We start from the raw sequence: 20,861 nt of genomic DNA on the forward strand, positions 1-20,861 counted from the left end.
CGCTTGTCCGTGGGCCTGGCTGGTTCGGCCTTGGCGTGGTGGAGCTGTTTGCGCTGCGGCATGTCATTGGCGCGCGAGGAACCATTCGCCTGCCGCGGAGTCTAGCCGATGCTTCCGGTGTTCCCGCCCCCTGCTTGCCGGAAGCCGTTTGGACGAAGCCGTAGCCCCGGCGTCATTCCCTTTAGCGCGCGCCGGGTCTCGGCGTGAGCTTGGAGGCAGGCGATGAGCAGGACCAAAGGTCTGCAACAGCGGATCATCGGCAAGACGAAGCAGGCTGTCGGCGAAATCCTTGGCGACCAGGATCTCCATGAGGATGGGAAGGCACAAGCGGAGAGCGGCCGCGACGAGCAGGAGCGCGACGAGCGGGAGAAGGAGCCGAGCCCGCTCAATCCGCTGAAGAAGCTCAAGCAGCTCACGTGAACGACGGGGCGCAACCTGCGGTTTTCGATGCAGATCGACGCATTGACGATCATGTTTCGACGGTTTCCAAACGCCGCTTGCGGTCGCGCTGGATTGCTGCGGTCGAGCTCGGCCTGATCAGCAGCACCTTCTCGACCGTCGTCAGCCAGCTCTTCGCTGCCCGGATCGGCCGTGATGCAGCGGTCGACTGGATGACGGTCGCCGCCATTCCGGCGCGCGACTGGGCGATCAGTGCCGAGCCATCATGGAGCGCGATCCTGTCCGGAATCGCTTTCCACCAATGGGCGGATTTTTCCTGGGCGCTTGTCTTCTTCGGTGTCCTCGGCCGCTGGACCGCTCACCTGCGGCCGCAGGCGATCCTGGTCCTCGCGCTTCCCTGGGCGGTGTTCTCTTCGGCGATGGAATGGTTTGTGCTGGTGCCGCTGTTTCCGTTCCGGCAGCCGCTGTTCACGCTGCAGCAGCCCTACTGGATCGGCCTGCTCGTGCACAGCTCGTCGGCCGTGATGTATCCCCTGTTCGCGCGACTGCGCTGGGCAGGCAGCGATGCGCCTAAGCAGGATGTGCGCTTCACCGACGCCTGGATCACGGGCGGCTTGGTCGCGATTGCGCTGCTCGGGACGATCGCGCTGTTCGGCCGGCATTGCTACGAACTCCCGTGGATGGGCCGCGACAGGGACGCGGACCAGAGCTTCATTCGGCACATGACCGCGCATCACGCACAGGGCATCGAGCTTGCGCGGATCGCGGCTGAGCGCGCGCACGATCCGCATCTGCAGAAGCTTGCCATGCTGATGGTGGCGAGTCAGACCGGCGAGAACAGGATTTTCGAGAACTGGTGGCTGAGCTGGTTCGACACGGAGATGCCGGACTGCACCGCGCAAGAGCGCGCCGTCATGCCGGGCTTCCTGACCCCGGCTGAGCTACGCCAGGTTAAAACCGCCGCGCCCGAGCGGTTCGACGCGATCTTTGTCGAGATGATGACGCTGCATCATCTGGGCGCGGTGAAGATGGCTGATCAGATGTGGCACAGAAGCGGCGACCCGCGACTGCGGATCATGGCCCATGCCATTCGCCATGAGCAGCAGGGCGAGATCGCGCTGATGCAGGGCGCGATCGGCGTTGCCGCGGTCACCACCGCCTTCCGCAATATGCTCGGCGACAACGTCAATTGACCCGCTGAGGGACCTCGGACGGGCGAGCGGGCTGATGCGCGCTCGTCGCTGCGCTGGCCGTTCCCTTCGAACGGCATCGCTTGCTGCAAAGGCTGCACTCATGCGGACCTATCACAGGTTAATGCCTGCTCTCACGACCTTGAGCAAAGTACCTATGGCTGGGGACCAGCGGATAATCGATGCAAGCAGGCTTTGCGTTCTCCAAACTCGCCGATCGTTTGGCGGGTCTCGCCGACCTCAGTGCCGAGGACCTCGACCTTCTCTCGGATATGCCGAGCGCCATCGCTCATTTCGGCTCTCGTCACGCAATCCTGCGCCATGGCGACGAGCCGACCCAATGCTGCCTGCTGCTCCAGGGATATCTGTCCTGGCAGGACGCAGAAAGCGGCGACGGGCAAATCACGTCAATCTACGTTCCCGGTGACATACCCGACCTGCACACGCTGTACCGTGCTCGCGCCGACAGCGACCTGGTCGCACTCGGCCCGGCCGTGGTTGCCTTCGTCCCGCACCGCTTCTTTCGCGACCTGTCCGGGCGTTCGCCCGCCATGTCGCGCGCACTGCTACTGATGATGCTCGTCGATCACGCCATCCAGCGAAACTGGACCGTGAACCTCGGCAGCCGGGACGCCCTGACCCGCGTTGCGCATCTGCTTTGCGAGATCACGACGCGCCTGCAAAATGTCGGCCTCGCCAGGGACCTCCGATTATCCTCGCCATTTACCCAGTCCGACCTTGCCGCGGCTTGCAGCATCTCCTCGGTGCATGCCAATCGCACCGTCCAGGAGTTGCGCCGCTGCAACCTCCTGCAATGGCAGGGCAAGTTCATGACGATCATGGACTGGCCGGGCCTGGTTCGGCTCGCCGGCTTCGATCCCACCTATCTGGGCGTTCGTGCCACCGGCGACGCGCGACCGTCGCAACCCAGCCTCGTGTCCTCGGGAGCTGCTCTCGCGTAAACAATCACATCGCGCGCATATCGGCGCCTGCCGGATTTTCGATCATGGAAAGCAAAACAGCGATCAAACCACCGCGCGCCTGCAATTTTCCAGTGCGCAGCGCAGCAATTTACGGTAGTAGTCCCTAGGGACGACTTACGCCACGCGGTCGGAAAACGGGAAGGCCGCAAACAGGCAAAGAATTCGGATGGGGGCAATCCACCAATGCTCCATGGAACCTGCGCTAGCTGAACTTGTTCCCAATTGCGACGAGTTCGCGCGGCGCTGGTTGAGTGGGCCAAAGGGGTTGCAGGTTATGGATTGGGTGCTCGGGACGATTGCGGTCTTCTGCTTCGCGGCTGGCCTTAATACGATCGCGCTGCTCTTCGGCGTGGCCGCGTTGATCACCAACGTGGGCATCATCGGCTTGAGATGGAGGGCCCGGGCGCAGGGGACCCTGCTGGACGACGGGTGGGTCGCGCCGAAGCTGGTAACGGCGATCGTCCTACTGTCCGCCGTCTGGTGTCTCGCCGCGCAGGCGGGATTCATCGGGTCGTAGATCGCTTGCCCCTTCTCTCTCCCCAAGGGCGATCACTGGCTGTCGCGCGTTTGACCTATTCCGTCCCGCTCGTTAGTTGGGCTGAGACGCAGCGGGAGGACTGCCGTGAAACTGGTCGGTGTGGTGGGAGTGATCGTGCTCGCGATCTCGTGCGGGTGCGTGCTTGAGGCGAACGCTGCGCTGGGTGACCAGTTCAACGCAATCCCGAAGGACCTGAAGTAGCGGCAACAGCGGTGTTCTTGCTTTCCAAGACCCTGGGCACAGTTGCCATCTTGCCAAATTTTCTTGCAGCAAGCAGCATGATCGGCTGCTTGCTGATGTTGACGCGATACGCCGCCGCTGGCCGGAAACTTGCGATAGGCTGCACCGTCGGCCTGGCGGTGTGTGGGTTCACTCCGGTGGGAAGCCTTTTGCTAAGGCCTCTCGAAGATCGCTTTCCACCATGGCTCCCGGGGGCGGACGCTCCGACCGGCATCGTCATCCTCGGTGGAAGCACCAAGCCCGATATCTCGGCGGCGCATGGACGACCGGTGTCCGACATCGGAGTAGACCGGCTGATCACCGGTGCAATGCTTGCGCGGCGCTATCCGAATGCACGCATCATCTATTCAAGCGGCAATCCCAACCTCCTCCCCGGGAATCTGCGAGAGGCCGATTACGCTCTGCAGATCCTGTGTGAACTGGGCATTTCGAAGGATCGCGTTCAAATTGAAGGCGACTCGCGCAACACAGCCGAGAATGCAATCCTTTCAAGGGCTGCGGCCTCGCCAAAACCCGGTGACCGTTGGCTGCTCGTCACGTCGGCCTACCACATGCCGCGCGCCGTCGGCCTATTCCGCGCGGCAGACTTTCCGGTCGAGCCCGTTCCTACCGGCTGGTTGACCGGTGGGCACACCACATGGCTCGACTTCGGCAACTTCGCCTCTTCCGTCCTTCTCGTCCATATTGCCAGCCGCGAATGGATTGGCCTTGCAGCCTATCGCGCACTCGGAAGAACGAATGCATTCCTGCCCGGGCCCTAGCTCGGCACGCGGACATCAGCGGAGTCGGTACGATCGCGTCCTGGCTCGCAAAATACGAAAAGCCCCAGCGCTTGGAGCACCGCTGGGGCGTTTCGTTCAAATGAATTGGTCAAGCAATGACGTCTTCATAGCAGCAAACGCGGTAAATGTTTGTGAACTGGTTCACACGCCTCGCTCGTACCGATCGTCGGTTTGAACGTTCGGATGCCGCGAGGTAGCATGGCCTCTTTCATGGAGGCTCATTTGAAACAGGTCATTTGCATTGCGGCCATCGCACTGTGTGCTGCGGCCCCTGCACGGTCCCAGACGCTGGTCGATCCCAACAAGGTTGCCCCTGAATATCGTGAGGCCGCCGAAAAGCGCCGAGCCGAGCAGCTACGGCAACGCGAGTGTGCCCTGAAGGCCGATCTGGAAAAGGTGCTGCCGAGGGACCGCACCGCCTATCTCAACCATTGCCTCGACGCGCTCGCTGCCAAGCCGTAGCGCGGCCTAACTCCGCCGCCGCTTCCTCGGAAACAGGCGATCGCGGATGTAGCGCGAGGTCGGCGTCAGGCGGATGCCGCGCGGCTTCTGCCAGGCGGCGCGATCGATCTCCTTCTTGTCGCCGATCGCGAGCCGTCCCTTGGCGTTCTTGGCGATGAAGATCGCATCGCTCATCCTGCGGCCGGTGCGCTTGTTTCTGGCCTTCACTTCCTTCCAGAGGCTGATCCTGCCGAGCTTGAGCTTTGGCAACTCCTCCTTGATCTCCCGCCGCAGGCAGTCCTTCGAGGATTCGCGCGCGCGCCTGCGGCCGCCGGGGAACATCCACAAACCGTCCGATCGTCGTCTGACCAAAAGAACCTTGCCGCGCTTCGCGGCAACCAGCTTGGAAGACTTCACCATTGCTGCCGTAAATCAATACCAGAATCGCGCCAATGGTAACTTGTCTATTTGAATAGACAAGTTCGAGCCCCCGCGTGTCAGTCGCTCAGATCGATCGACCGCTCACAAAGAGCGGGCTGATCCTTGCTCGCCGCTCCCGCCTGCGCCCGATCGGTCCTGATCCACGCGGCCGCGAGCTCCCAGGCGACCGACAGGACGATCGGCCCAATGAAGAGGCCGACGATGCCGTGAGCGAGCGTGCCGCCGATCACGCCGACGAAGATCACGATCGTGGGCGTGTTGAGGCCGCGCCCCATCACGAGCGGCTTCAACATGGTGTCGATGAAGCCGACCAGGACGAGGAACACGGTGAGCAGCAGCGCCGTGGTGACGTCCTTTGCGGTCCAGATCCAGATGATGACGGGCAGCAGCACGAGGAATGCGCCGATCTGCACGATCGAGAGCAGTAGCACGAGAAAGGCGAGAAGGCCGGCGCTCGGCACGCTCGCAAGCTTGAAGCCGATGCCGGCGAGCAGCGCCTGCACGATCGCAACGCCGATCACGCCTTGCGCCACCGCGCGGATGGTCGCACCCGCAAGCTCCAGAAAATGCTCGCTCTGCTCTGGCACGATGCGAAACAGGAAGCCGCGTCCGGCTTCGACCAGCCGCGGGCCGTGCGGAAACAGAAAGCCGGCCACGAACACCGAGACAAGGAACTGGAGCGTCCCGAGGCTGGCGTCGCCGGCTAGCGACAGGAGCGGCCCTGCCAGCGGCTGGAGATAAGGCGCCACCTCGCGCAGCACCGCGCGGATGTTGTTGTAGGCCTGGTCCCAGAGCTCGTAGAGTGTCGGGCCGATGATCGGCCAGGACTTGATCTGCTCCGGCGCCGACTGCAGCGCGAGGTCGCCGGTGCCGAGCTGGCGCGCGAGCTCCCTCACCCCCTCGACCGCGCTAAGGCCGAGCCAGGTCGCGGGGCCGATGACGATGCCGAGCGTGATCAAGGTGAGGATCGCCGCCGCCGTCTTCGGACGGCCGCCGAGCAGCTTGGCGAGCGAGCTGAACGCCGGATAGAACGCGACCGCGAGCACGGCGCTCCAGGTCAGGATCGGCACGAACGGCCGGATGATCAGGAACGTCCAGATGATCAGCAGCGCCAGCAGGCCGAGCCGGATCACGAGCTGGATGATGTCTTCTCCGGTCAGGAGCTGACGAAGACTTTTCACGGGCACGGCCTTCCTTGCGGCATCAACGCGTCTCCACCGCTTGTGCGGCCTTGGGTTATTGCCAGCATCCAACCGGGCGTCAAGACGACCCGGGGCCGCCCCGCCCCCCATGGCACGGCAGAAGCGACGCAAAATAGGAACGCGGCGCGCAGATTGCGCATTCCGAGACCATGGCCCGCCGACCGCAAGAACTTGATGAGCACAGCGGCGTTCACCGCGGTGTCCACTATTCGTTGAAGCGAAATGGCGCACCGGGTTATTGGCGCTGCGCCTATGCGATCGGCTCGAGAGTCAGAACCGGACGGGTTCAAGGCCGGCTGTCGCTGCTCGCCATCAGGCGCGTGACGATGCGGATCGATCGGGACATGCGGGGCGGCCGGATCGGGCAATAGGCGATGTCGCGGTGTGACCGTCCTCAAATCCGGAACCGGTTTGGCTAACACCCATTAACCGGATTTCCTTGGGCCGGTTTACGCCGATGCAAGCGCCCGCGCCTACGCTTGCCGCCCAGGTCCCCAAAAACACTTCTGTGCAATGGCCAACAGCATCTGGACGATCGAAGAATTCACCTGCGCGGGTTGCAGCATGAACTACACCGCGACCAGGGAAGAGCACACCGAGCCGCACTCCGGCAGCTTCAAATGCAGCATCTGCAGCAGCGTGATTCACACCTGGTCCGGCAATCATCACTTCTTCGGCTGGGCAGCGGTGAAAACGAAGCCACCGGTGTTCGGCCGGCGCTGGGCCGGCGTGGAGTGGTAGGCAGACGCTCGGGCCGGCTCACACTCCCGCAGCTTTGTGCTTCAGTGGCGGGGCATATTGGATGTGAATGTGCGCAGCTCCGCCCGCAACAGCGTGGTAGAGACCGGTATTGCCGCCCTTGATTGGGTTGCTGTTGCTTGAATTATAAGCATTCAAAAAAGCGAGCATCTCAGAAATTTGGGTCTCATTGAAATCGCTGCTCCTGATATCGACCGCCGCCCACACTCCATGTGCGGTCTTTCTGTGCATCTTCGTCTTGTCACTTTTATAGATCCGGTCGTTCTCCTCCTGACTCCTCTCGATTTGCGTAATCGTCACATTCTTGTGGAAATTGGTCTCCACGAAGTGCTGCAGCTTTAGCAGTATGTCGCAGAGCTTGGGGTTGTAGTGATGAAGCTCGGAGTACTCCCTTCGCAAACGCGGAGCATCACTTCCCTTGACCAAGACGGGCATCGAACTACTCCCTCAAATTAGTATCTAGGAAGGAACGCGACTGGAAATTCGGAGGAATAGTGCTGCTTTTCCCGATAACTCATATTTCTCGGTTTCAGAGGCTCAAAATAGATCTGCCAAATGACGCTCTTCGCGGGCAGGTAAGCCTTCATATCGCCGCCGACTGATGAGTTCGCGTGATGTAAACGGACACTCCCAATTCGTCTAAGAACGTCACATGCACCGAAGGGTCGGGATGCCCCTGAGGTGGAACTAGGGCGTGGACTCATTAACGCGCAGCCACAGCCTGATTGAAGCGAGTTGAACGAAGGCAAGGTAGTTGGCGGCAAGCCTGTCGTAGCGTGTCGCCACACGACGACATTGCTTGATCCTGTTGAAGAACCGCTCGACCTGGTTGCGAGCGCGATAGAGATACGGGCTGAAGCAGATCGGATCGCTGCGATTGCTCTTTGGCGGGATGTTGGCCCACGCGCCCTTCTTCATCGCAAGTTCTCTGATCCAGTCGGCGTCATAGCCACGGTCGGCGAGTAACATTGCCCCGGATTTCAGACGAGACAGCAGTTTTCCGGCTAGTCGAACGTCGTGCGCCTCACCGGGGCTCAGCGCCAGCCGTACCGGCAGACCATTGCTATCGACCACCGCATGAATTTTGCTCGTCAAGCCGCCGCGTGACCTTCCCATCGATCGGCGCTGGTTTCTCGTAACGCAGGCTCCATGCTGGTGGACGCGGACAATAGATGTGTCGATCATCTGGACAGCGGCATCATGAGCAGTGGCAAGTGCGTCTATGATGCGGCCCCAGACACCAGCCCGCCGCCAACGGACGAAACGGTTATAGCAGGTCGTGTAAGGGCCAAAATGATCCGGCAGATCGCGCCAAGGTGCCCCGGATCGCAGGACCCAGAAGATGCCGTTTAAAACACGTCGGTCGTTTACCCGAGGAACGCCACGAGGCTTGTTTGGCAGCATCGGCTTGATGGCAAGCCATTCATAGTCGGCGAGTTCGTAGCGCATGATTCGTCCCCCCAGTTTGGGAGTTTGAATCATGGGGGGCGGTCCAAGCGCAACGCTTCTGGCCTGGCTCGGCGCTCTCTGGGCAAAGCTTCAGCTAACCGACAGCCCTCGTTGAGTCCGTCGAAAATGATTCAAAGCGGACGTTAGTCGGACCGTGCGGCCGACTCGTCAATTTTCATGATCGGCTGCCTGCCTTGACCTGCTGGCCGACTAGGTCACGCACGATTCAAATTTTGTTTTTTGACCTTGAGGCAGGCAAATCTCCGCCCACTTGGTCGTTGTCACGGTGCGCGGCGATGAACATGGCGACGGCCGACCGGCAATAGGATTCGATTTCGTTGTCGTCCTCTGCTTTCGCCTGATCGAAGCGTGCGATCATCAGGAGATCGGATCCTTTGAAAAGCGCGGCGAACAAGCGGGCGGACCGGAGAGGATCGGGCACGTTCAGAACCGCCTTCGCGTGCAACCGACGCAACAGGGCCTCGATTTCGGCGATGACATGGGCGGGGCCGGCTTCGAAATGGAGCTTGCTTAACGCGTTTTGACTCGTCTTGTCGGCCATGACCATGGCTTCGAGGCTGCGGACGTCTGATCTCAACAGCGTGCGAAGCAGTGATGATCCCACCGCCACGAGCTGATCTTCGACCGAACCGTCGACGCCTTCAAGAAGGGCCTGTGGTGCAAACAACTGATGGCAGCCGGCCGCCATGGCCGCGCCGAACAGCGCCTCCTTGTTCTCGAAGTGCCTGTAGATGCTGAGCTTGGATATCTTCGCTCGCTGGGCGACCTTGTCCAATGTCGTCGCTTGAAAACCCAACTCCACAAAGAGCTCGCGCGCGGCGTCGATGATGGTTTGGCCAAGCGCCTCGTTGGCGGGCCGGCCGCGCCGGCCCTGGCTGTTTTCGGTCACGGCAATTCCAGTACTTGACAGTATCCTAATTCTTGAATTACGATACCATGAAGTATCTGAAATGTGCAAGCCAGGGGGTTAGGGTGACTCCTTCGATGCAACGACGAGCCCTGCTGAAGTTGGCTGCGCTTTCCGCCATCGGCCTCGCCCGCGCTCAGGCCACCGCCAAGCCCAACTCGTCTCCCTCCATCCACAACACGGAGCCCATCACCATGGATGACGTCATCATCATCGGCGGCAGCTTTGCCGGTCTCGCCGGCGCCTTGCAGCTCGGCCGCGCCCGCCGCAAGGTCACCGTTCTCGATACCGGTCTGCCACGCAACCGCTTCGCCGGCCACTCGCATGGACTGCTCGGCCACGATCACAAGCCGCCGCTGGACATCCTGGCGGAGGCGCGGCGGCAGTTGGCGCGTTATCCCGCGATCAAGCTTGTCAGTGCCCGGGCCGACAGCGTCTCCGGCGCCATCGACAATTTCTCTGTCCTTACTGGCGATGGTGAAAGCCTTGCGGCGCGTCGTCTGATCCTGAGCTATGGCGTCGCCGACCAGATGCCTGATGTTCCGGGCTACGCCGAAAGCTGGGGCACGTCCATCGTGCCATGCCCCTATTGCGACGGCTTTGAAGTCGCCGGCCAGCATTGGGGCCTCGTCTGGTCCAGCCCGCAGTCGCACAATCAGGTCAGGCTGTTCCACGATTGGACTGACAAGTTGACGCTCTTCGCCGATGGTCACGACATTCCGCCCGATATCCAGGCCGATCTGGCGCGCCGCAACATACCTCTCGTCGATGGCCGGATCGTCGAGATCGCCCATCACCAGGGCCATATCGCCACCGTCAATCTCGATACCGGCCGCAATGTCGCGGTCGACATCCTGTTCGCCAATCCGCGCAACAAGCCGTCCGCAAGCCTGCATGAAGCACTGGGCCTTGCCACCGTGGCTACGCCCGCCGGCATCGTCCTCAAGGTCGACGAACGCCGTCAAACCAGCACGCCTGGCATCTACGCCGCCGGCGACCTCACCACGCCCTTCTTGCCCTCGGTCACCCAGGCATCATCGCAGGGCGCGATGGCGGGTATCTTCGTCCAGCAGTCGATGGTGGTTTGAGAGCGCAGATTCCCTTCTCCGGTTGCCGCGTGCCATCGAATTGGAGTTGAGGAAGAGAACGATGTCGAAAGAACCAATGAACAGCTTCGCCGGAAAATGGGCTCTGATCACCGGGGCGTCGAGTGGCCTCGGCCTCGACTTCGCAGATCTCCTGGCTGCGCAGAAAGTCAATCTCGTATTGGCGGCCCGAAGGCGGGAGTCGATGGAAAAGCTTGCCGCCGATCTCCGCCGCAAATACGGGGTGGACGTGCTGGTCGAGGCGATCGATCTTGCCGCGCCGGGCGCCGCCAGCCACTTGAAAAGCAGTCTCGATGCGAGGTCGGTGACGATCGACATCTTGCTGAACAATGCCGGATACGGCTTGCACGGCGCTTTGTTGGACACGCCGGTCGAGCGCACGACAGACATGATCCAGCTCAACATCACGACGCTCACAGAGCTGACCTACCTGTTCGGCCGTGACATGGCCGCGCGGCGCTCTGGACATATCCTTCTCGTCGCCAGTCTCATGGCCTTCCAAGCCGTTCCCAGCTACGCGGCGTATGCGGCGACCAAGGCATATGTACTCGCCCTTGGCGAGGCCCTGCACGACGAACTCCGCTCGCATGGTGTGGTTGTTACCACTCTCTGCCCGGGGCACACCGCGACGGGCTTCGATGCGGCAGCCGGCGCAGCCACAACGGCCTTGCTGCGCCTCCTCACCATGAAGCCTCGTCCGGTCGCCGCGAGCGGTGTTCGGGCGCTTATGGAAGGAAAAGCCATGGTGATCGCCGGCCTCGCGAACAAGATGGCAGCCTTTTCAAATCGTCTGACGCCGCGATCAATGCAAAGGGCCACTTTGAAAAGAATAGTGGACGGTTAACTGCAGGGGCGCTGGCGTGCGGAGCTCATCGAACAAGCGGGGGCTCTGAAGGCTGACGATGTACACGGAGCTTCGATCCGGATCTGGTCGTTCCTCTCAAGGATCAGCGGAGAATGGATCGCTTCATCCCGTTCGCCCTCGCTGCTCGCTGGAGACGATGCGCGCTTTGGCATCGGACAGTTTAGAGAACAAGGATATGTCATGGCACAGCACAATGCCGATCGAGCCGCCGGCTGGAATGACCAAAGCGGGGAGCGCTGGGTCGCCCACCAGGCCCGGCTCGACGCCATAGCGGCCGTGTTCGGTCAGGCCGCGATCGAAGCCGCCGCGCCCGCGACGGGCGAGCGCGTGCTGGACGTCGGCTGCGGCGCGGGCGCGTCGAGTCTGGCTCTGGCCGCCCGCGTCGGCGCGGGGGGCCAAGTGCTGGGCGTGGACATATCCGAACCGCTGATCGCCCGAGCGCGCGCGCTCGCGCCACAGGATACGCCAACCCTGTTCCGCGTCGCCGACGCCAGCAGCGCCGAGCTGCCCGAGGGGGCGTTCGACATCCTGTTCTCGCGTTTCGGGGTGATGTTCTTCGACGATCCGACAGGCGCGTTCGCCCATATGCGCCGCGCGCTCAAGCCGGGCGGGCGGGTCGCTTTCGTCTGCTGGCGTGGCGCGGCCGAGAACGATTGGATGCGCCTGCCGATGGGCGCGATTAAGGGCATCGTCCCGGCGACCGCGCCGCCCGATCCCGAAACGCCCGGCCCGTTCTCGTTCGGCGACCGGGGGCGGGTGGCGCGCATCCTGACGGGGGCCGGCTTCAACGATATCGCTATCGCGCCCTTCGATGCTTCCGTCCCGTTTGGCGAGGGCGCGACGCGGGACGCGGCGATCGACGACGCGGTGAAGATGACGTTCGAGGTCGGCCCGCTGTCGCGCGCGCTTGTTGATCAGCCCGACGACATCCGCGCCCGCGCCTCGGCCGCGGTTCGTGCCGCCTTCGCGGACTGCCCCGGCGAGCGGTCGGTGATGATCGACGGCGCGACGTGGATCGTCACGGCGCGCAATCCCGCGCAAGCTGATAGCGATTAGCAGGGGGAGACGCCCTTCGCTGGCCTTGATGGCCGCTGCGCTGGCCGGGTGCAAGGATACCGTGGCGCAAAAAGCCGAACCGCCGCGGCCGGTTGTGGTTGCGACCGCGCATTTTGACGCCGAGACCCCGGAGCGGAGCGCAGCTGCTTAATGAGTACACAGCCTAGTTTCATCGCGATCAGGTTGCGCAAGACTTGGCCGGAGGTGCCGCGCCGAACCCTCAGTTCCTGTCCTATCTCCAAGATAGACATCGGTGTCTTGCCCCAGATGAAGGCCCCGCTCGGTGACTTAAGCCTGGCCCGGACGAGAACAATTGCGCTCTTTTGACATTGTGTAAATCGTGTTCATGTCATCTTCCCAATGCCCATCGCTGCCGGATTGGCATTCGTTTAACCGCCCCTCGCTCCCCATTTCCGTCACCTTTGATCGCCATGTGATTGCTGGATATTTTCAACGCAGCGTGGCTCGGCGAGTCATGCGATCGATTGCTCAACCAAAACCGTTTGAAGGATGCGGATGAAACGCGCGACGCTCCTTGCCCTTGGCTTCCTGTCTGCTGGCGCCCTGCTGCAGGGCAGTGCGAGAGGCCAGACGTCGGTCCCTCCGCCGCTTTCGCTTGCTCCGCCGCCGACTGAACGGGGTGCGGCGCCTTCGGGCGCGACCAACAACCCCTGGCCGCCTATGGCCGCGCCCAAAGCGTCGCCGCCACGAGCGACCGCCAAGAATTCCAAGCCCGCAGCAAAGCCCGATGGCGGGCCGTCATCGGCGACGAACGGTGCCCTGCCGCCGGCGGCATCCGACAAGGTTTCATCACCACCGGTGATCAGCGGGCCTCCACCGTCGCCGGGTCCAGCCGTCGACTACGATGGCTTCAGCGTCGACACCGTCGACGAGAGTGACACGCCAGCCCAGGCAACGCGCCCCACGAGGTCACGCGCAGCAAAGGCCTCCAAGCCCAATGCGCAGACAGATAACATCACTGCGCAGGAATCGATCGATCAAGAAGATGAGGCGTTGAAACGCAAGCTTACGATCTGCCGCGGTTGCAAGTAGGAGACCTGCGGCTGCTGGCTCGTCGCCGGCGTCTCAAGATACGACTAGCCCGTTCTCGCATGAGCCTATTGCCGGATGAAGGCTTTGGCATGTGGGGGGCGCGGAGCAACATAAAAGCGCGCCTCACAGGCGAGGCACGTCAAGTGCTCCGCAATGTCAACCCGCAATCCTGGCGACATTCTTTCCGAGTGGCAATCCGGGCATTCCCTCTTGTTCAACGCGTCAAGAGCTACCGCTTCAGTCATCTCGAACTCATGGAAAGCCGCTCAATCAGACACCGTAGGAGCGCTTGATCTGTTTCGCCATCACGATGGCAGCATCGGTATAACGGCCGTCTGACCAGTATAGATCGCACATTGCCAGACATAACAACGCGAGAAGCGTGATCAAAATTCCCTTGCACATAGCAGACGTCCCCAGTGAAGAGACTGCCAACCGAGCAGGTATCATTTGAGATTGACTGGATATTTCTAGAAGTCGCTGCTGCGACGATCTGCAATGGCCACAAGCTGGCAAGAAGTCGTAACTATTCTGTTAACTGACCCTCGCTCAGGGCGATGATTTACTCGGCTCTCGGAATGAGTGCCCGGCGACCGTGCGAGGTTCGTTGCAAGCCGGCTACTTCTTGTCGGCATCCTCGTCGCTCAGCTTTTCGATGTTTGCGGGAAGGTCCGGATATCGGCCGTATCTGTAGGTGGCGTTCTCGCACTTGACGACCCACACGTCGTAGTCCCGCTTTGACAACTTCGCATCGCGAGTCGCTTTCTGAGGCTTGTTGCAAACAAGGCCCTGGCTGCGTATCTGGGTCGCGAGCAAGTCTGCTGTCGCGTCGGCATAAGCAGGTCCCACATATCGTTTGCTGGCAGGCAAGAGAGCTGCGGCTAGAACAACCAGCATCAAAACGGAGCGATTGGAGCTGTTCACGGTCAACCTCCTTCCAGGTTGTATCGCATTTCTCAGCCTCAAGATTATAATCCCACTCTGGCGCGCGGCAACGTCTGCGAGCGACCAAGCCCGTGCGACGCGATCTGCCGCGAAGGGCAAGGAGCCGACCTACCGTTCGGCCCAACCAGTAGCAATCGCGCTCGCCCAAATGTGCATCCCCTTGCTGCGCGCGAGTTCGGCCATGGGCGCGTTGTCGTATGGTACGTACCGGAGCGTGGCGGACCACCCCGCGCGTCTGTGGTCCAAAATTGTATAGCACGCGTGCGATGTGCCGACCTCGACCACGTATGGGACAGGCACTCGCCCATCGTAACCGGGCAATCCAACGCTGCCAGGATTTACCACCATTCGTCCATTCCTCAGACGAACGACTCGCGGAATGTGTGTGTGCCCGCACAAGATGACTTGCGCGTCTATTCCCTCGGCCGCAGCCTCGATAGTCTCGATCTCCGCGGAAAGACTCCTGGATTTCTTCGCTGCGCTCGCAATGCCGGGTTTATGGCCGAGTGCAGGACCCTCCCCAACGTCGTCCTGGCGGAGCGCCAGGGACCCACGCCGCAGGTCAGTGTCGTCTGTAAGAACTGCGGCTTCTGCTACACTGCGACACCAGTTACACTCCCCTGCCCGCAATCGAGTTTTGGACACAATGACCGCAGCTTTCGTCCCCCAGATCGCCCTCTACCGCCGCTGGCTCGCTGAACAGCGCGGCCTCTCCTTCGCCGGCTATGAGGAGATGCGGCAATGGTCCGTGCGCGATCTCGAGGGCTTCTGGCGCAGCATCTGGGACTATTACGATCTGCAGTCGCCGACGCCGTTTTCGGCCGTGATCACCGAGCGCAAGATGCCCGGCGCGGTCTGGTTTCCCGGCGCGCAGGTCAACTACGCGCGCCAGGTGTTCCGGCACGTCGTGGCGGCGGACGCCGCCGGCCTGCCCGCGATCGTCAGCAGCGGCGAGGACGGACGCCTCACCGAGACGAGCTGGCCGGAGCTGAGGCGCAAGGCCGCCGCGCTCGCGCTGCATCTGCGCGACATGGGCGTCAAGCCTGGCGACCGCGTCGCGGCCTATCTGCCCAACATCCCCGAGACCATCATCGCGTTTTTGGCCACCGCCAGCGTCGGCGCGGTCTGGAGCGTCTGCGCGCCCGACATGGCCGCCCCTGCCGTCATCGACCGCTTCAAGCAGATCGAGCCGAAGGTGCTGATCGCCTGCGACGCCGTCACCTATGCAGGCCGGCGGCACGACCGTAGCGATGTCATTGGCGAGCTCCGCCGATCGCTGCCGACGGTCGAACATGTCATCCTGCACGGCGCGGAAGCAGCGGCCCCCGACGCTCTGCTCTCGGCCATTCTCGCAAGGACCGGTGCGGCGATCGACGCGTTCGAACCGGTCTGGCTGCCGTTCGACCATCCGCTCTGGATCGTCTACTCCAGCGGCACCACCGGCCTACCAAAGCCGATCGTGCACGGCCATGGCGGCGTCGTCATCGTGGTGCTGGCGCTGCTCGGGCTGCACAACGACATCGGCTGCTCCTACCACGAGAACTCGTTCGGCGAGCGCTATCACTGGTACAGCTCGACCGGCTGGATCATGTGGAACAGTCAGGTCGGCGGGCTGCTCAGCGGCACCACCTGCTGCATCTTCGACGGCAGTCCCGCCGGCCCCAAAGACAAGCCGGACTGGACCACGTTGTGGCGCTTCGTCGCCGACTCGAAGTCGACCTTCTTCGGCGCGGGCGCGGCATTCTTCGCAAGCTGCGCCAAGGCCGAGATCGACCTCGCCGCTGCGGGCGACCTCTCACATCTGCGCTGCCTCGGCTCGACCGGCTCGCCGCTCAGCGCCGACACGCAAGCCTGGTTCAACGCGCGCTTCGCGGCGCTGTCGAAGCGCAACGGCAGCAAGGCGCAAGCCGACATCTGGTGGGCGAACATCTCCGGCGGCACCGATTTCGCCGGCGCCTTCATCGGCGGCAACCGCGAGCTGCCGCAGACGCCGGGCGCGATGCAGTGCCGCCTGCTCGGCGCCGCCGTGGAAGCTTTCAGCGAACAGGGCCGCGCCGTGATCGACGAGGTCGGCGAGCTCGTCTGTACCGAGCCGATGCCGTCGATGCCGCTCTATTTCTGGAACGACAAGGGCGACGTGCGCTACCGCTCCAGCTATTTCGAGACCTATCCGGACAATTTCGACGGTAGTGGCCGGGGACCGGTGTGGCGGCACGGCGACTGGCTCAAGATCAATCCCGACGGCTCCTGCGTGATCTACGGCCGCAGCGATGCGACCATCAACCGCCACGGCCTGCGCATGGGCACGAGCGAGCTCTATTCCGCAATCGAGGCGCTGCCGGAGGTGCTCGACTCCCTCGTCGTCGACCTCGAATATCTCGGCCGCGACAGCTACATGCCGCTGTTCGTGGTGCTGCGCGAGGGCATCGCGCTCGACGGCGCGATGCAGGCGAAGATCAACAAGGCGATCGAGGCCGGCCTGTCGCGCAGATTCTTGCCGAACGAGATCTTCGCGGTCGCCGAGATTCCGCGCACCCTCTCGGGCAAGAAGCAGGAGCTGCCGATCAAGAAGCTGCTGCTCGGCCATCCCGTCGAGAAGGTCATCAACAAGGAGGCGATGGCCAATCCCGCCTGCCTCGACTGGTACCTCGCGTTCGCGCGCGACTACCTCGCGCGAACCGCAGCTTGAAGCGGCAATCAGCCGCCGCCGTAGTTGGAGGGATCGAGATTCCTGTTCTCCGACGGCGGGATCGGCGGATAGCCGGGAAACTTGTACCAGCCGGGCGGAACGGCTGAATTCTCGGCGGGCCGAACCACCTCATGTGGCACGGCATGTGGCCGCGGGTGGGCGCGACGCGCCGGCGCTGCAGCGGCTGCGCTGCATGCCGAGATCAAGAGAGCCAAGGCCAGGACGGACCGCATTGAATGTGCTCCAGAAATCCACCCGTCCTGATGTGGTCCGGGAACCCTGCCCCGCCCACGCGCCGCGAGGTCACGACCGGTCACATCGGCGGCATCGCGGATGCCACCGCTTCGCGAAGATCTGCCGAATTGCGCTGATGGCATTTGGAGTCCGTTCACCCATCGTCGCTAGATCAGGACGGATCCTCCGCGACCCCAATGCTCTGTGATGCCGGACCTCAACGCCGTCCTGACCAAACTGAACGATCGCCTGCTCCGCCTCGAAGGCGAGCTGTTCGTGCTGCGCTCGCTGGCGCGCGCGACGCTGACAGCCGGCGACGACCATGCGATCCGGATGCGCAAGCTCGTCGAGGCCGCCAAGGTCGCGCTCAACGACGAGGCCACGCGCCCCCTTGACCGGCCGACGCGCAAATATGTCGATGCGGCTACTGCGCTGGTGGAGGAATTGCTGGTCGAGCCGACGCCGGCGCGGCCGCTGTTCACCGTCATCGACGGCGGCAAGCGGGACTGACGCGTCTCAGGCTGCGGCGCTAGCCGCCTTCAGCCGCCCGATGCCGGCCTCGATGATTGCGATCTCCGCATCGATCTGGCCGATCGGCAGACTGAAATCGTAGCCGGACCTGCTCTTGAGATCGACCGCGAGCCGTTGCCTGTGCATCATCAGCTCATCCAGGCCGCGGCGGTTCTTCAGGCGGACATAGGTGTCGACGATCTGCTCAATCGCGCTCGGCATCCAAATCGGTCCCGGCAGAAAACCCCGCACGGCATTGGCGCCGGCGGGACATTTTCAGTGTCGCGGTACGCAATACAAATCCGCGACAGATTCGTCGATACGCGAAGCTGGTTGAGATCGTGTTACCGTTCGATGATTTCACCGCGCGGCATGAAAAAGCCGCTGGCGATCATGCCAGCGGCTTTACCGGGTTCGAAAATGGATGCGGGATGAAATGTCGCCAGCCCCGGTTCGCCGAGTGTAGCGGCAGGCGGCGGCTCGTTCTGTCCGGAATCGAACACAGGAACGGGCCTTCCGTAGTCTGCCGGCGACGCGGCAACGATCGCGCAAGGCGCAATGTGACGTTCATCGCTCCTGCACATACATCACGATCGAGCCGAGCAGCCCGATCAGCCCACATGCCAGCAGCGCGTATTGCAGGATGGCGAGCGCCTGGCTCGGCGCCTCCGTCGCGCTCGTGATCTCATAGATCAGCAGCGCCGATGTGATCCCGCTCATCAGCATCAGTTTCGGCCATCTCGACACGGCATTCCCCCAACTTGGACGGGTGTTGGACGCAATGAGGCGGCCGCCGGTTCGATACGACCCTATTTGTGCGCATTGTTGATAACCGGCGCAAATGCCCCGCGGGTGGTGACAGAGCGTCCCAACATGTTATCGGGGGATGACGCAGTTGCGAGACGGAACAGAAGCCCATGCGCATTACCCTCGTCGGCTCCCGCCATTTCGGCGTGACCACCCTGAACATGCTCCGGGAGCACGGCGTGCCTGTGGTGCGGGTCGTGGTGGCCGACGGCGAGGATCGCCTGGCCGCGGCGGCCAAAGCCGCCGGCATCGATGTGGTGGTTCAGGCCAATCCAAAGCTGGTGGTGGCCTCGGAGATTGCGCCCGACACCGACCTGATCATCACGGCGCACAGCCACGCCCGGGTCGGCCGGGACGCGCTCGTCGCGGCCAAGCTGGGCGGGATCGGCTACCACCCGTCGCTGCTGCCCCGTCATCGCGGCAAGGCCGCGGTCGAATGGACCATCAAGGAAGGCGACCCGATCGCCGGCGGCACCATCTACCACCTCGCCGAGCGCATGGATGCCGGCGCGATCGCCGCCCAGGACTGGTGCTTCGTCAAGAAGGGCGAGACCGCGCGTGAGTTGTGGGAGCGCGCGCTGGCCCCCCTCGGCCTCAAGCTGCTGGCCGACGTGATCGACTACGCCACGGTGCACAAGGCGCTGCCGGCCAAGCCTCAGGACGAGCAGTTCGCGACCTCGGCGCCGAGTCTTGCCTGACGTTTACCCTTAACGGCCAGCCGCGTTGATTCCACTTCAAAAATCGAAGCCGGAATTGCAAATAAACTATTGTTTCCACAGGAACAATTTTCGCTTTGGCATTGCAACAAACTTCTGTCACATTTCGCCCGAATAAAGCGTCAACATCTTAGACATATTCAAGGACGGAATTCATGCGTTTTGCTCGCATTGCGGTGATCTGTGCCGCTTCAGTTTTCACCGGTACCCTCACCGCTCCCGCCTTCGCCCAGAACCCCTATGACGGCAACTGGCAGGTCACGATTGTGACGAAGACCGGCTCCTGCGAGCCCACCGCGAGCTCCATGCTGACCGTTGCCGATGGCAGGATCACCGCGCCCGGCGCTAACGTTTCCGGCACCATCGGCCGTGAGGGTCTTGTGCGGGTTTCGATCAATGGTGCATATGCCAACGGTCAACTCAACGGCAACGCCGGATCGGGGAAGTGGAATGGAGCATCAGCAGGCATACCGTGCAGCGGGCGCTGGGAAGCATCGCGCCAATAAACCAACTGAGGCTCGTGCCCGAAACCGGCGGCTGCTGATGGCGGCCGCCGTTTTGTTTGTGGGATCAATCGCCAACTCCGAGAGCCACGCCCAAGCCGGTCCGTTCGCGCCGATGGCGGGCACGTGGAGCGGCGCCGGTACCGTCATCCTCGATGACGGATCTACCGAGCGCATCCGCTGCCGGGCCAAATATGCGCCCGTCGGCCCGACCATGGAGATGTCGCTGACCTGCGCCAGCGATGCCTACAAGTTCAACCTCGCCGCCAGTGTGCGTGCCGAAGGCAGCGCCATCACAGGCGCCTGGAGCGAGGCCAGCCGTAATATCAGCGGCTCCCTGCAGGGCCGCGGCGGCGGCGGCAACTTCGAGGTGGTTGCCTCGACCGCTGGCGCCGGCTTCAACGCCAACATCGCGCTGAGAACCAGCGGCAACAAGCAGACCGTCACGATGCGCGCGGACAGCCAGTTCCGCGGCGCCAACATCACGATGTCGCGCTAAGCCGCTATCACGACGCGACAAACGATCCGGCGCCCGCGCCGGATCGTTTGCGTTCAGGCGGTCGGAATGAACGCCGTTACCTCGATTTCGACCTTGGCCCGCTCATCCACCAGCCCTCCGATGTAAAGCAGGGTCGAAGGCGGGAAATTGCGCCCGAGCGTCTCCTTCCAGGCCGCGCCGATACCAGGGCCGGCGGCCTCATAGTCGCTGCGGCTGGTCAGATACCAGGTCAGGCGGACGATGTGCTCTGGGCCGGCGCCGGCTTCCGCCAGAAGCTTGACGATCCGCTTGAGTGCGGTCGCGACCTGGGCCGCAAGGTCCGGCGCGTAATTCCCGGTCTCATCGCCGCCGGTCTGCCCGGCCAGCACCACCCATCGGCCCGGTCCTTCCACCACCACGCCGTGGGAAAAGCCGCGCGGTTCCGACCATCCGGCCGGCTGCAAGATACGCATGAGCGAAGACCTCCCGATTTTCTTGTTGTTCGGTGCAGCCTTAGCACGCCGCCATGCATCGCTGCATCCGCAGA

The 20,861-nt window shown here is 62.8% G+C and carries 27 protein-coding genes and 1 pseudogene; 16 read left to right on the top strand and 12 right to left on the bottom strand.

The window, feature by feature from the left end; all coding sequences use genetic code 11:
* Positions 1–222: 222 nt before the first annotated feature.
* The 6 genes from MTR72_RS16550 to MTR72_RS16575 all read left to right on the top strand — a co-directional run bounded on the left by MTR72_RS16550 (position 223) and on the right by MTR72_RS16575 (position 4,594).
* Positions 223–420 carry a CsbD family protein gene (locus MTR72_RS16550; protein WP_280963812.1) on the top strand — a complete coding sequence of 66 codons (198 nt, stop codon included), beginning with the start codon at positions 223–225 and terminating at the stop codon, positions 418–420.
* Between the two features lie 77 nt (positions 421–497).
* Positions 498–1,592: a DUF305 domain-containing protein gene (locus tag MTR72_RS16555; RefSeq protein ID WP_341510668.1), complete on the top strand. Its 1,095-nt coding sequence runs from the start codon at positions 498–500 to the stop codon at positions 1,590–1,592.
* A 179-nt stretch (positions 1,593–1,771) separates the two neighbouring features.
* Positions 1,772–2,551, top strand: a complete 780-nt coding sequence (locus tag MTR72_RS16560; protein WP_341510669.1) for a Crp/Fnr family transcriptional regulator — start codon at positions 1,772–1,774, stop codon at positions 2,549–2,551.
* Between the two features lie 211 nt (positions 2,552–2,762).
* A complete protein-coding gene (locus tag MTR72_RS16565; protein ID WP_280963809.1) occupies positions 2,763–3,089 on the top strand; it encodes a hypothetical protein in 327 nt (108 codons plus the stop codon).
* 239 nt (positions 3,090–3,328) lie between these two features.
* The gene (locus tag MTR72_RS16570) at positions 3,329–4,111 is read left to right on the top strand and encodes a YdcF family protein (RefSeq protein ID WP_341510670.1); all 783 of its coding nucleotides are present in this window, start codon (positions 3,329–3,331) and stop codon (positions 4,109–4,111) included.
* Positions 4,112–4,354: 243 nt separating this feature from the next.
* On the top strand, positions 4,355–4,594 hold the full coding sequence (locus tag MTR72_RS16575; RefSeq protein ID WP_280963807.1) for a hypothetical protein: 240 nt from the start codon (positions 4,355–4,357) through the stop codon (positions 4,592–4,594).
* A gap of 6 nt (positions 4,595–4,600) precedes the next feature.
* On the opposite strand, the gene MTR72_RS16580 is transcribed toward MTR72_RS16575, so the two are convergent.
* Positions 4,601–4,993: an NUDIX hydrolase gene (locus MTR72_RS16580; protein WP_341510671.1), complete on the bottom strand. Its 393-nt coding sequence runs from the start codon at positions 4,991–4,993 to the stop codon at positions 4,601–4,603.
* 77 nt (positions 4,994–5,070) lie between these two features.
* Entirely contained in the window at positions 5,071–6,201 is a 1,131-nt protein-coding gene (locus MTR72_RS16585; protein WP_341510672.1) for an AI-2E family transporter, read from the bottom strand.
* 528 nt (positions 6,202–6,729) lie between these two features.
* Here MTR72_RS16585 and MTR72_RS16590 point away from each other — a divergent pair.
* Positions 6,730–6,957 carry a hypothetical protein gene (locus tag MTR72_RS16590; RefSeq protein WP_341510673.1) on the top strand — a complete coding sequence of 76 codons (228 nt, stop codon included), beginning with the start codon at positions 6,730–6,732 and terminating at the stop codon, positions 6,955–6,957.
* Between the two features lie 18 nt (positions 6,958–6,975).
* Here the strand turns inward: MTR72_RS16590 and MTR72_RS16595 are convergent, their stop codons facing one another.
* From MTR72_RS16595 to MTR72_RS16605, 3 genes are all read right to left on the bottom strand, one after another.
* On the bottom strand, positions 6,976–7,410 hold the full coding sequence (locus tag MTR72_RS16595) for a hypothetical protein (RefSeq protein ID WP_341510674.1): 435 nt from the start codon (positions 7,408–7,410) through the stop codon (positions 6,976–6,978).
* 252 nt (positions 7,411–7,662) lie between these two features.
* A complete protein-coding gene (locus MTR72_RS16600; protein ID WP_341510675.1) occupies positions 7,663–8,424 on the bottom strand; it encodes an IS5 family transposase in 762 nt (253 codons plus the stop codon).
* A 226-nt stretch (positions 8,425–8,650) separates the two neighbouring features.
* Positions 8,651–9,334, bottom strand: coding sequence for a TetR/AcrR family transcriptional regulator (locus MTR72_RS16605; protein ID WP_280963899.1), 684 nt, complete (start codon positions 9,332–9,334; stop codon positions 8,651–8,653).
* 212 nt (positions 9,335–9,546) lie between these two features.
* Here MTR72_RS16605 and MTR72_RS16610 point away from each other — a divergent pair, with 212 nt between their 5' ends.
* The 4 genes and pseudogenes from MTR72_RS16610 to MTR72_RS16625 form a co-directional block, all read left to right on the top strand.
* Complete coding sequence (locus MTR72_RS16610) at positions 9,547–10,440, top strand: NAD(P)/FAD-dependent oxidoreductase (RefSeq protein WP_280963898.1); 894 nt, start codon at positions 9,547–9,549, stop codon at positions 10,438–10,440.
* Between the two features lie 61 nt (positions 10,441–10,501).
* The gene (locus MTR72_RS16615) at positions 10,502–11,302 is read left to right on the top strand and encodes an SDR family NAD(P)-dependent oxidoreductase (protein WP_280963897.1); all 801 of its coding nucleotides are present in this window, start codon (positions 10,502–10,504) and stop codon (positions 11,300–11,302) included.
* A gap of 201 nt (positions 11,303–11,503) precedes the next feature.
* Positions 11,504–12,379 (top strand): class I SAM-dependent methyltransferase, encoded by an 876-nt coding sequence (locus tag MTR72_RS16620; RefSeq protein WP_341510676.1) that lies wholly within the window; start codon positions 11,504–11,506, stop codon positions 12,377–12,379.
* Positions 12,380–12,407: 28 nt separating this feature from the next.
* Positions 12,408–12,518 (top strand): annotated as a pseudogene (locus tag MTR72_RS16625) (efflux RND transporter periplasmic adaptor subunit); the annotation flags it as partial.
* A gap of 1,532 nt (positions 12,519–14,050) precedes the next feature.
* Here the strand turns inward: MTR72_RS16625 and MTR72_RS16630 are convergent.
* Both MTR72_RS16630 and MTR72_RS16635 read right to left on the bottom strand, forming a co-directional pair.
* Positions 14,051–14,356, bottom strand: a complete 306-nt coding sequence (locus MTR72_RS16630; RefSeq protein WP_341510677.1) for a hypothetical protein — start codon at positions 14,354–14,356, stop codon at positions 14,051–14,053.
* A gap of 129 nt (positions 14,357–14,485) precedes the next feature.
* On the bottom strand, positions 14,486–15,022 hold the full coding sequence (locus MTR72_RS16635) for a metallophosphoesterase family protein (RefSeq protein WP_341510678.1): 537 nt from the start codon (positions 15,020–15,022) through the stop codon (positions 14,486–14,488).
* Position 15,023: 1 nt separating this feature from the next.
* On the opposite strand from MTR72_RS16635, the gene MTR72_RS16640 reads away from it, so the two are divergent.
* Positions 15,024–17,066 carry an acetoacetate--CoA ligase gene (locus MTR72_RS16640; protein ID WP_341510679.1) on the top strand — a complete coding sequence of 681 codons (2,043 nt, stop codon included), beginning with the start codon at positions 15,024–15,026 and terminating at the stop codon, positions 17,064–17,066.
* A gap of 8 nt (positions 17,067–17,074) precedes the next feature.
* On the opposite strand, the gene MTR72_RS16645 is transcribed toward MTR72_RS16640, so the two are convergent.
* Positions 17,075–17,299, bottom strand: coding sequence for a hypothetical protein (locus MTR72_RS16645; RefSeq protein ID WP_341510680.1), 225 nt, complete (start codon positions 17,297–17,299; stop codon positions 17,075–17,077).
* A 208-nt stretch (positions 17,300–17,507) separates the two neighbouring features.
* On the opposite strand from MTR72_RS16645, the gene MTR72_RS16650 reads away from it, so the two are divergent.
* Complete coding sequence (locus MTR72_RS16650; RefSeq protein ID WP_280963797.1) at positions 17,508–17,810, top strand: hypothetical protein; 303 nt, start codon at positions 17,508–17,510, stop codon at positions 17,808–17,810.
* Between the two features lie 6 nt (positions 17,811–17,816).
* Here the strand turns inward: MTR72_RS16650 and MTR72_RS16655 are convergent, their stop codons facing one another.
* From MTR72_RS16655 to MTR72_RS16665, 3 genes are all read right to left on the bottom strand, one after another.
* The gene (locus MTR72_RS16655; protein ID WP_280963796.1) at positions 17,817–18,032 is read right to left on the bottom strand and encodes a hypothetical protein; all 216 of its coding nucleotides are present in this window, start codon (positions 18,030–18,032) and stop codon (positions 17,817–17,819) included.
* 122 nt (positions 18,033–18,154) lie between these two features.
* Positions 18,155–18,313, bottom strand: coding sequence for a hypothetical protein (locus MTR72_RS16660; RefSeq protein ID WP_341510681.1), 159 nt, complete (start codon positions 18,311–18,313; stop codon positions 18,155–18,157).
* A gap of 64 nt (positions 18,314–18,377) precedes the next feature.
* On the bottom strand, positions 18,378–18,557 hold the full coding sequence (locus MTR72_RS16665) for a hypothetical protein (protein ID WP_280963794.1): 180 nt from the start codon (positions 18,555–18,557) through the stop codon (positions 18,378–18,380).
* Positions 18,558–18,727: 170 nt separating this feature from the next.
* Between MTR72_RS16665 and MTR72_RS16670 the strand changes: the two genes are divergently transcribed.
* The 3 genes from MTR72_RS16670 (at position 18,728) to MTR72_RS16680 (ending at position 20,335) form a co-directional block, all read left to right on the top strand.
* Entirely contained in the window at positions 18,728–19,315 is a 588-nt protein-coding gene (locus tag MTR72_RS16670; RefSeq protein ID WP_341510682.1) for a formyltransferase family protein, read from the top strand.
* A 173-nt stretch (positions 19,316–19,488) separates the two neighbouring features.
* Complete coding sequence (locus MTR72_RS16675; protein ID WP_280963792.1) at positions 19,489–19,839, top strand: hypothetical protein; 351 nt, start codon at positions 19,489–19,491, stop codon at positions 19,837–19,839.
* Entirely contained in the window at positions 19,784–20,335 is a 552-nt protein-coding gene (locus MTR72_RS16680) for a hypothetical protein (RefSeq protein ID WP_341510683.1), read from the top strand. Before MTR72_RS16675 ends, MTR72_RS16680 begins: the two co-directional genes overlap by 56 nt.
* A gap of 53 nt (positions 20,336–20,388) precedes the next feature.
* Here the strand turns inward: MTR72_RS16680 and MTR72_RS16685 are convergent, their stop codons facing one another.
* The gene (locus MTR72_RS16685; RefSeq protein WP_341510684.1) at positions 20,389–20,787 is read right to left on the bottom strand and encodes a RidA family protein; all 399 of its coding nucleotides are present in this window, start codon (positions 20,785–20,787) and stop codon (positions 20,389–20,391) included.
* Between the last annotated feature and the right edge of the window lie 74 nt (positions 20,788–20,861).

The sequence above is a fragment of the Bradyrhizobium sp. ISRA442 genome (genome assembly GCF_038085055.1).
GTDB lineage: Bacteria > Pseudomonadota > Alphaproteobacteria > Rhizobiales > Xanthobacteraceae > Bradyrhizobium.

Bases quoted from the DNA above. Each gene is read 5' to 3' on its own strand.
- MTR72_RS16550 (WP_280963812.1), top strand. From the start codon at position 223: ATGAGCAGGACCAAAGGTCTGCAACAGCGGATCATCGGCAAGACGAAG.
- MTR72_RS16560 (WP_341510669.1), top strand. From the start codon at position 1,772: ATGCAAGCAGGCTTTGCGTTCTCCAAACTCGCCGATCGTTTGGCGGGT.
- MTR72_RS16565 (WP_280963809.1), top strand. From the start codon at position 2,763: ATGGAACCTGCGCTAGCTGAACTTGTTCCCAATTGCGACGAGTTCGCG.
- MTR72_RS16580 (WP_341510671.1), bottom strand. From the start codon at position 4,993: ATGGTGAAGTCTTCCAAGCTGGTTGCCGCGAAGCGCGGCAAGGTTCTT.
- MTR72_RS16590 (WP_341510673.1), top strand. From the start codon at position 6,730: ATGGCCAACAGCATCTGGACGATCGAAGAATTCACCTGCGCGGGTTGC.
- MTR72_RS16595 (WP_341510674.1), bottom strand. From the start codon at position 7,410: ATGCCCGTCTTGGTCAAGGGAAGTGATGCTCCGCGTTTGCGAAGGGAG.
- MTR72_RS16600 (WP_341510675.1), bottom strand. From the start codon at position 8,424: ATGCGCTACGAACTCGCCGACTATGAATGGCTTGCCATCAAGCCGATG.
- MTR72_RS16610 (WP_280963898.1), top strand. From the start codon at position 9,547: ATGGATGACGTCATCATCATCGGCGGCAGCTTTGCCGGTCTCGCCGGC.
- MTR72_RS16615 (WP_280963897.1), top strand. From the start codon at position 10,502: ATGTCGAAAGAACCAATGAACAGCTTCGCCGGAAAATGGGCTCTGATC.
- MTR72_RS16620 (WP_341510676.1), top strand. From the start codon at position 11,504: ATGGCACAGCACAATGCCGATCGAGCCGCCGGCTGGAATGACCAAAGC.
- MTR72_RS16640 (WP_341510679.1), top strand. From the start codon at position 15,024: ATGACCGCAGCTTTCGTCCCCCAGATCGCCCTCTACCGCCGCTGGCTC.
- MTR72_RS16645 (WP_341510680.1), bottom strand. From the start codon at position 17,299: ATGCGGTCCGTCCTGGCCTTGGCTCTCTTGATCTCGGCATGCAGCGCA.
- MTR72_RS16650 (WP_280963797.1), top strand. From the start codon at position 17,508: ATGCCGGACCTCAACGCCGTCCTGACCAAACTGAACGATCGCCTGCTC.
- MTR72_RS16655 (WP_280963796.1), bottom strand. From the start codon at position 18,032: ATGCCGAGCGCGATTGAGCAGATCGTCGACACCTATGTCCGCCTGAAG.
- MTR72_RS16670 (WP_341510682.1), top strand. From the start codon at position 18,728: ATGCGCATTACCCTCGTCGGCTCCCGCCATTTCGGCGTGACCACCCTG.
- MTR72_RS16675 (WP_280963792.1), top strand. From the start codon at position 19,489: ATGCGTTTTGCTCGCATTGCGGTGATCTGTGCCGCTTCAGTTTTCACC.
- MTR72_RS16680 (WP_341510683.1), top strand. From the start codon at position 19,784: ATGGAGCATCAGCAGGCATACCGTGCAGCGGGCGCTGGGAAGCATCGC.
- MTR72_RS16685 (WP_341510684.1), bottom strand. From the start codon at position 20,787: ATGCGTATCTTGCAGCCGGCCGGATGGTCGGAACCGCGCGGCTTTTCC.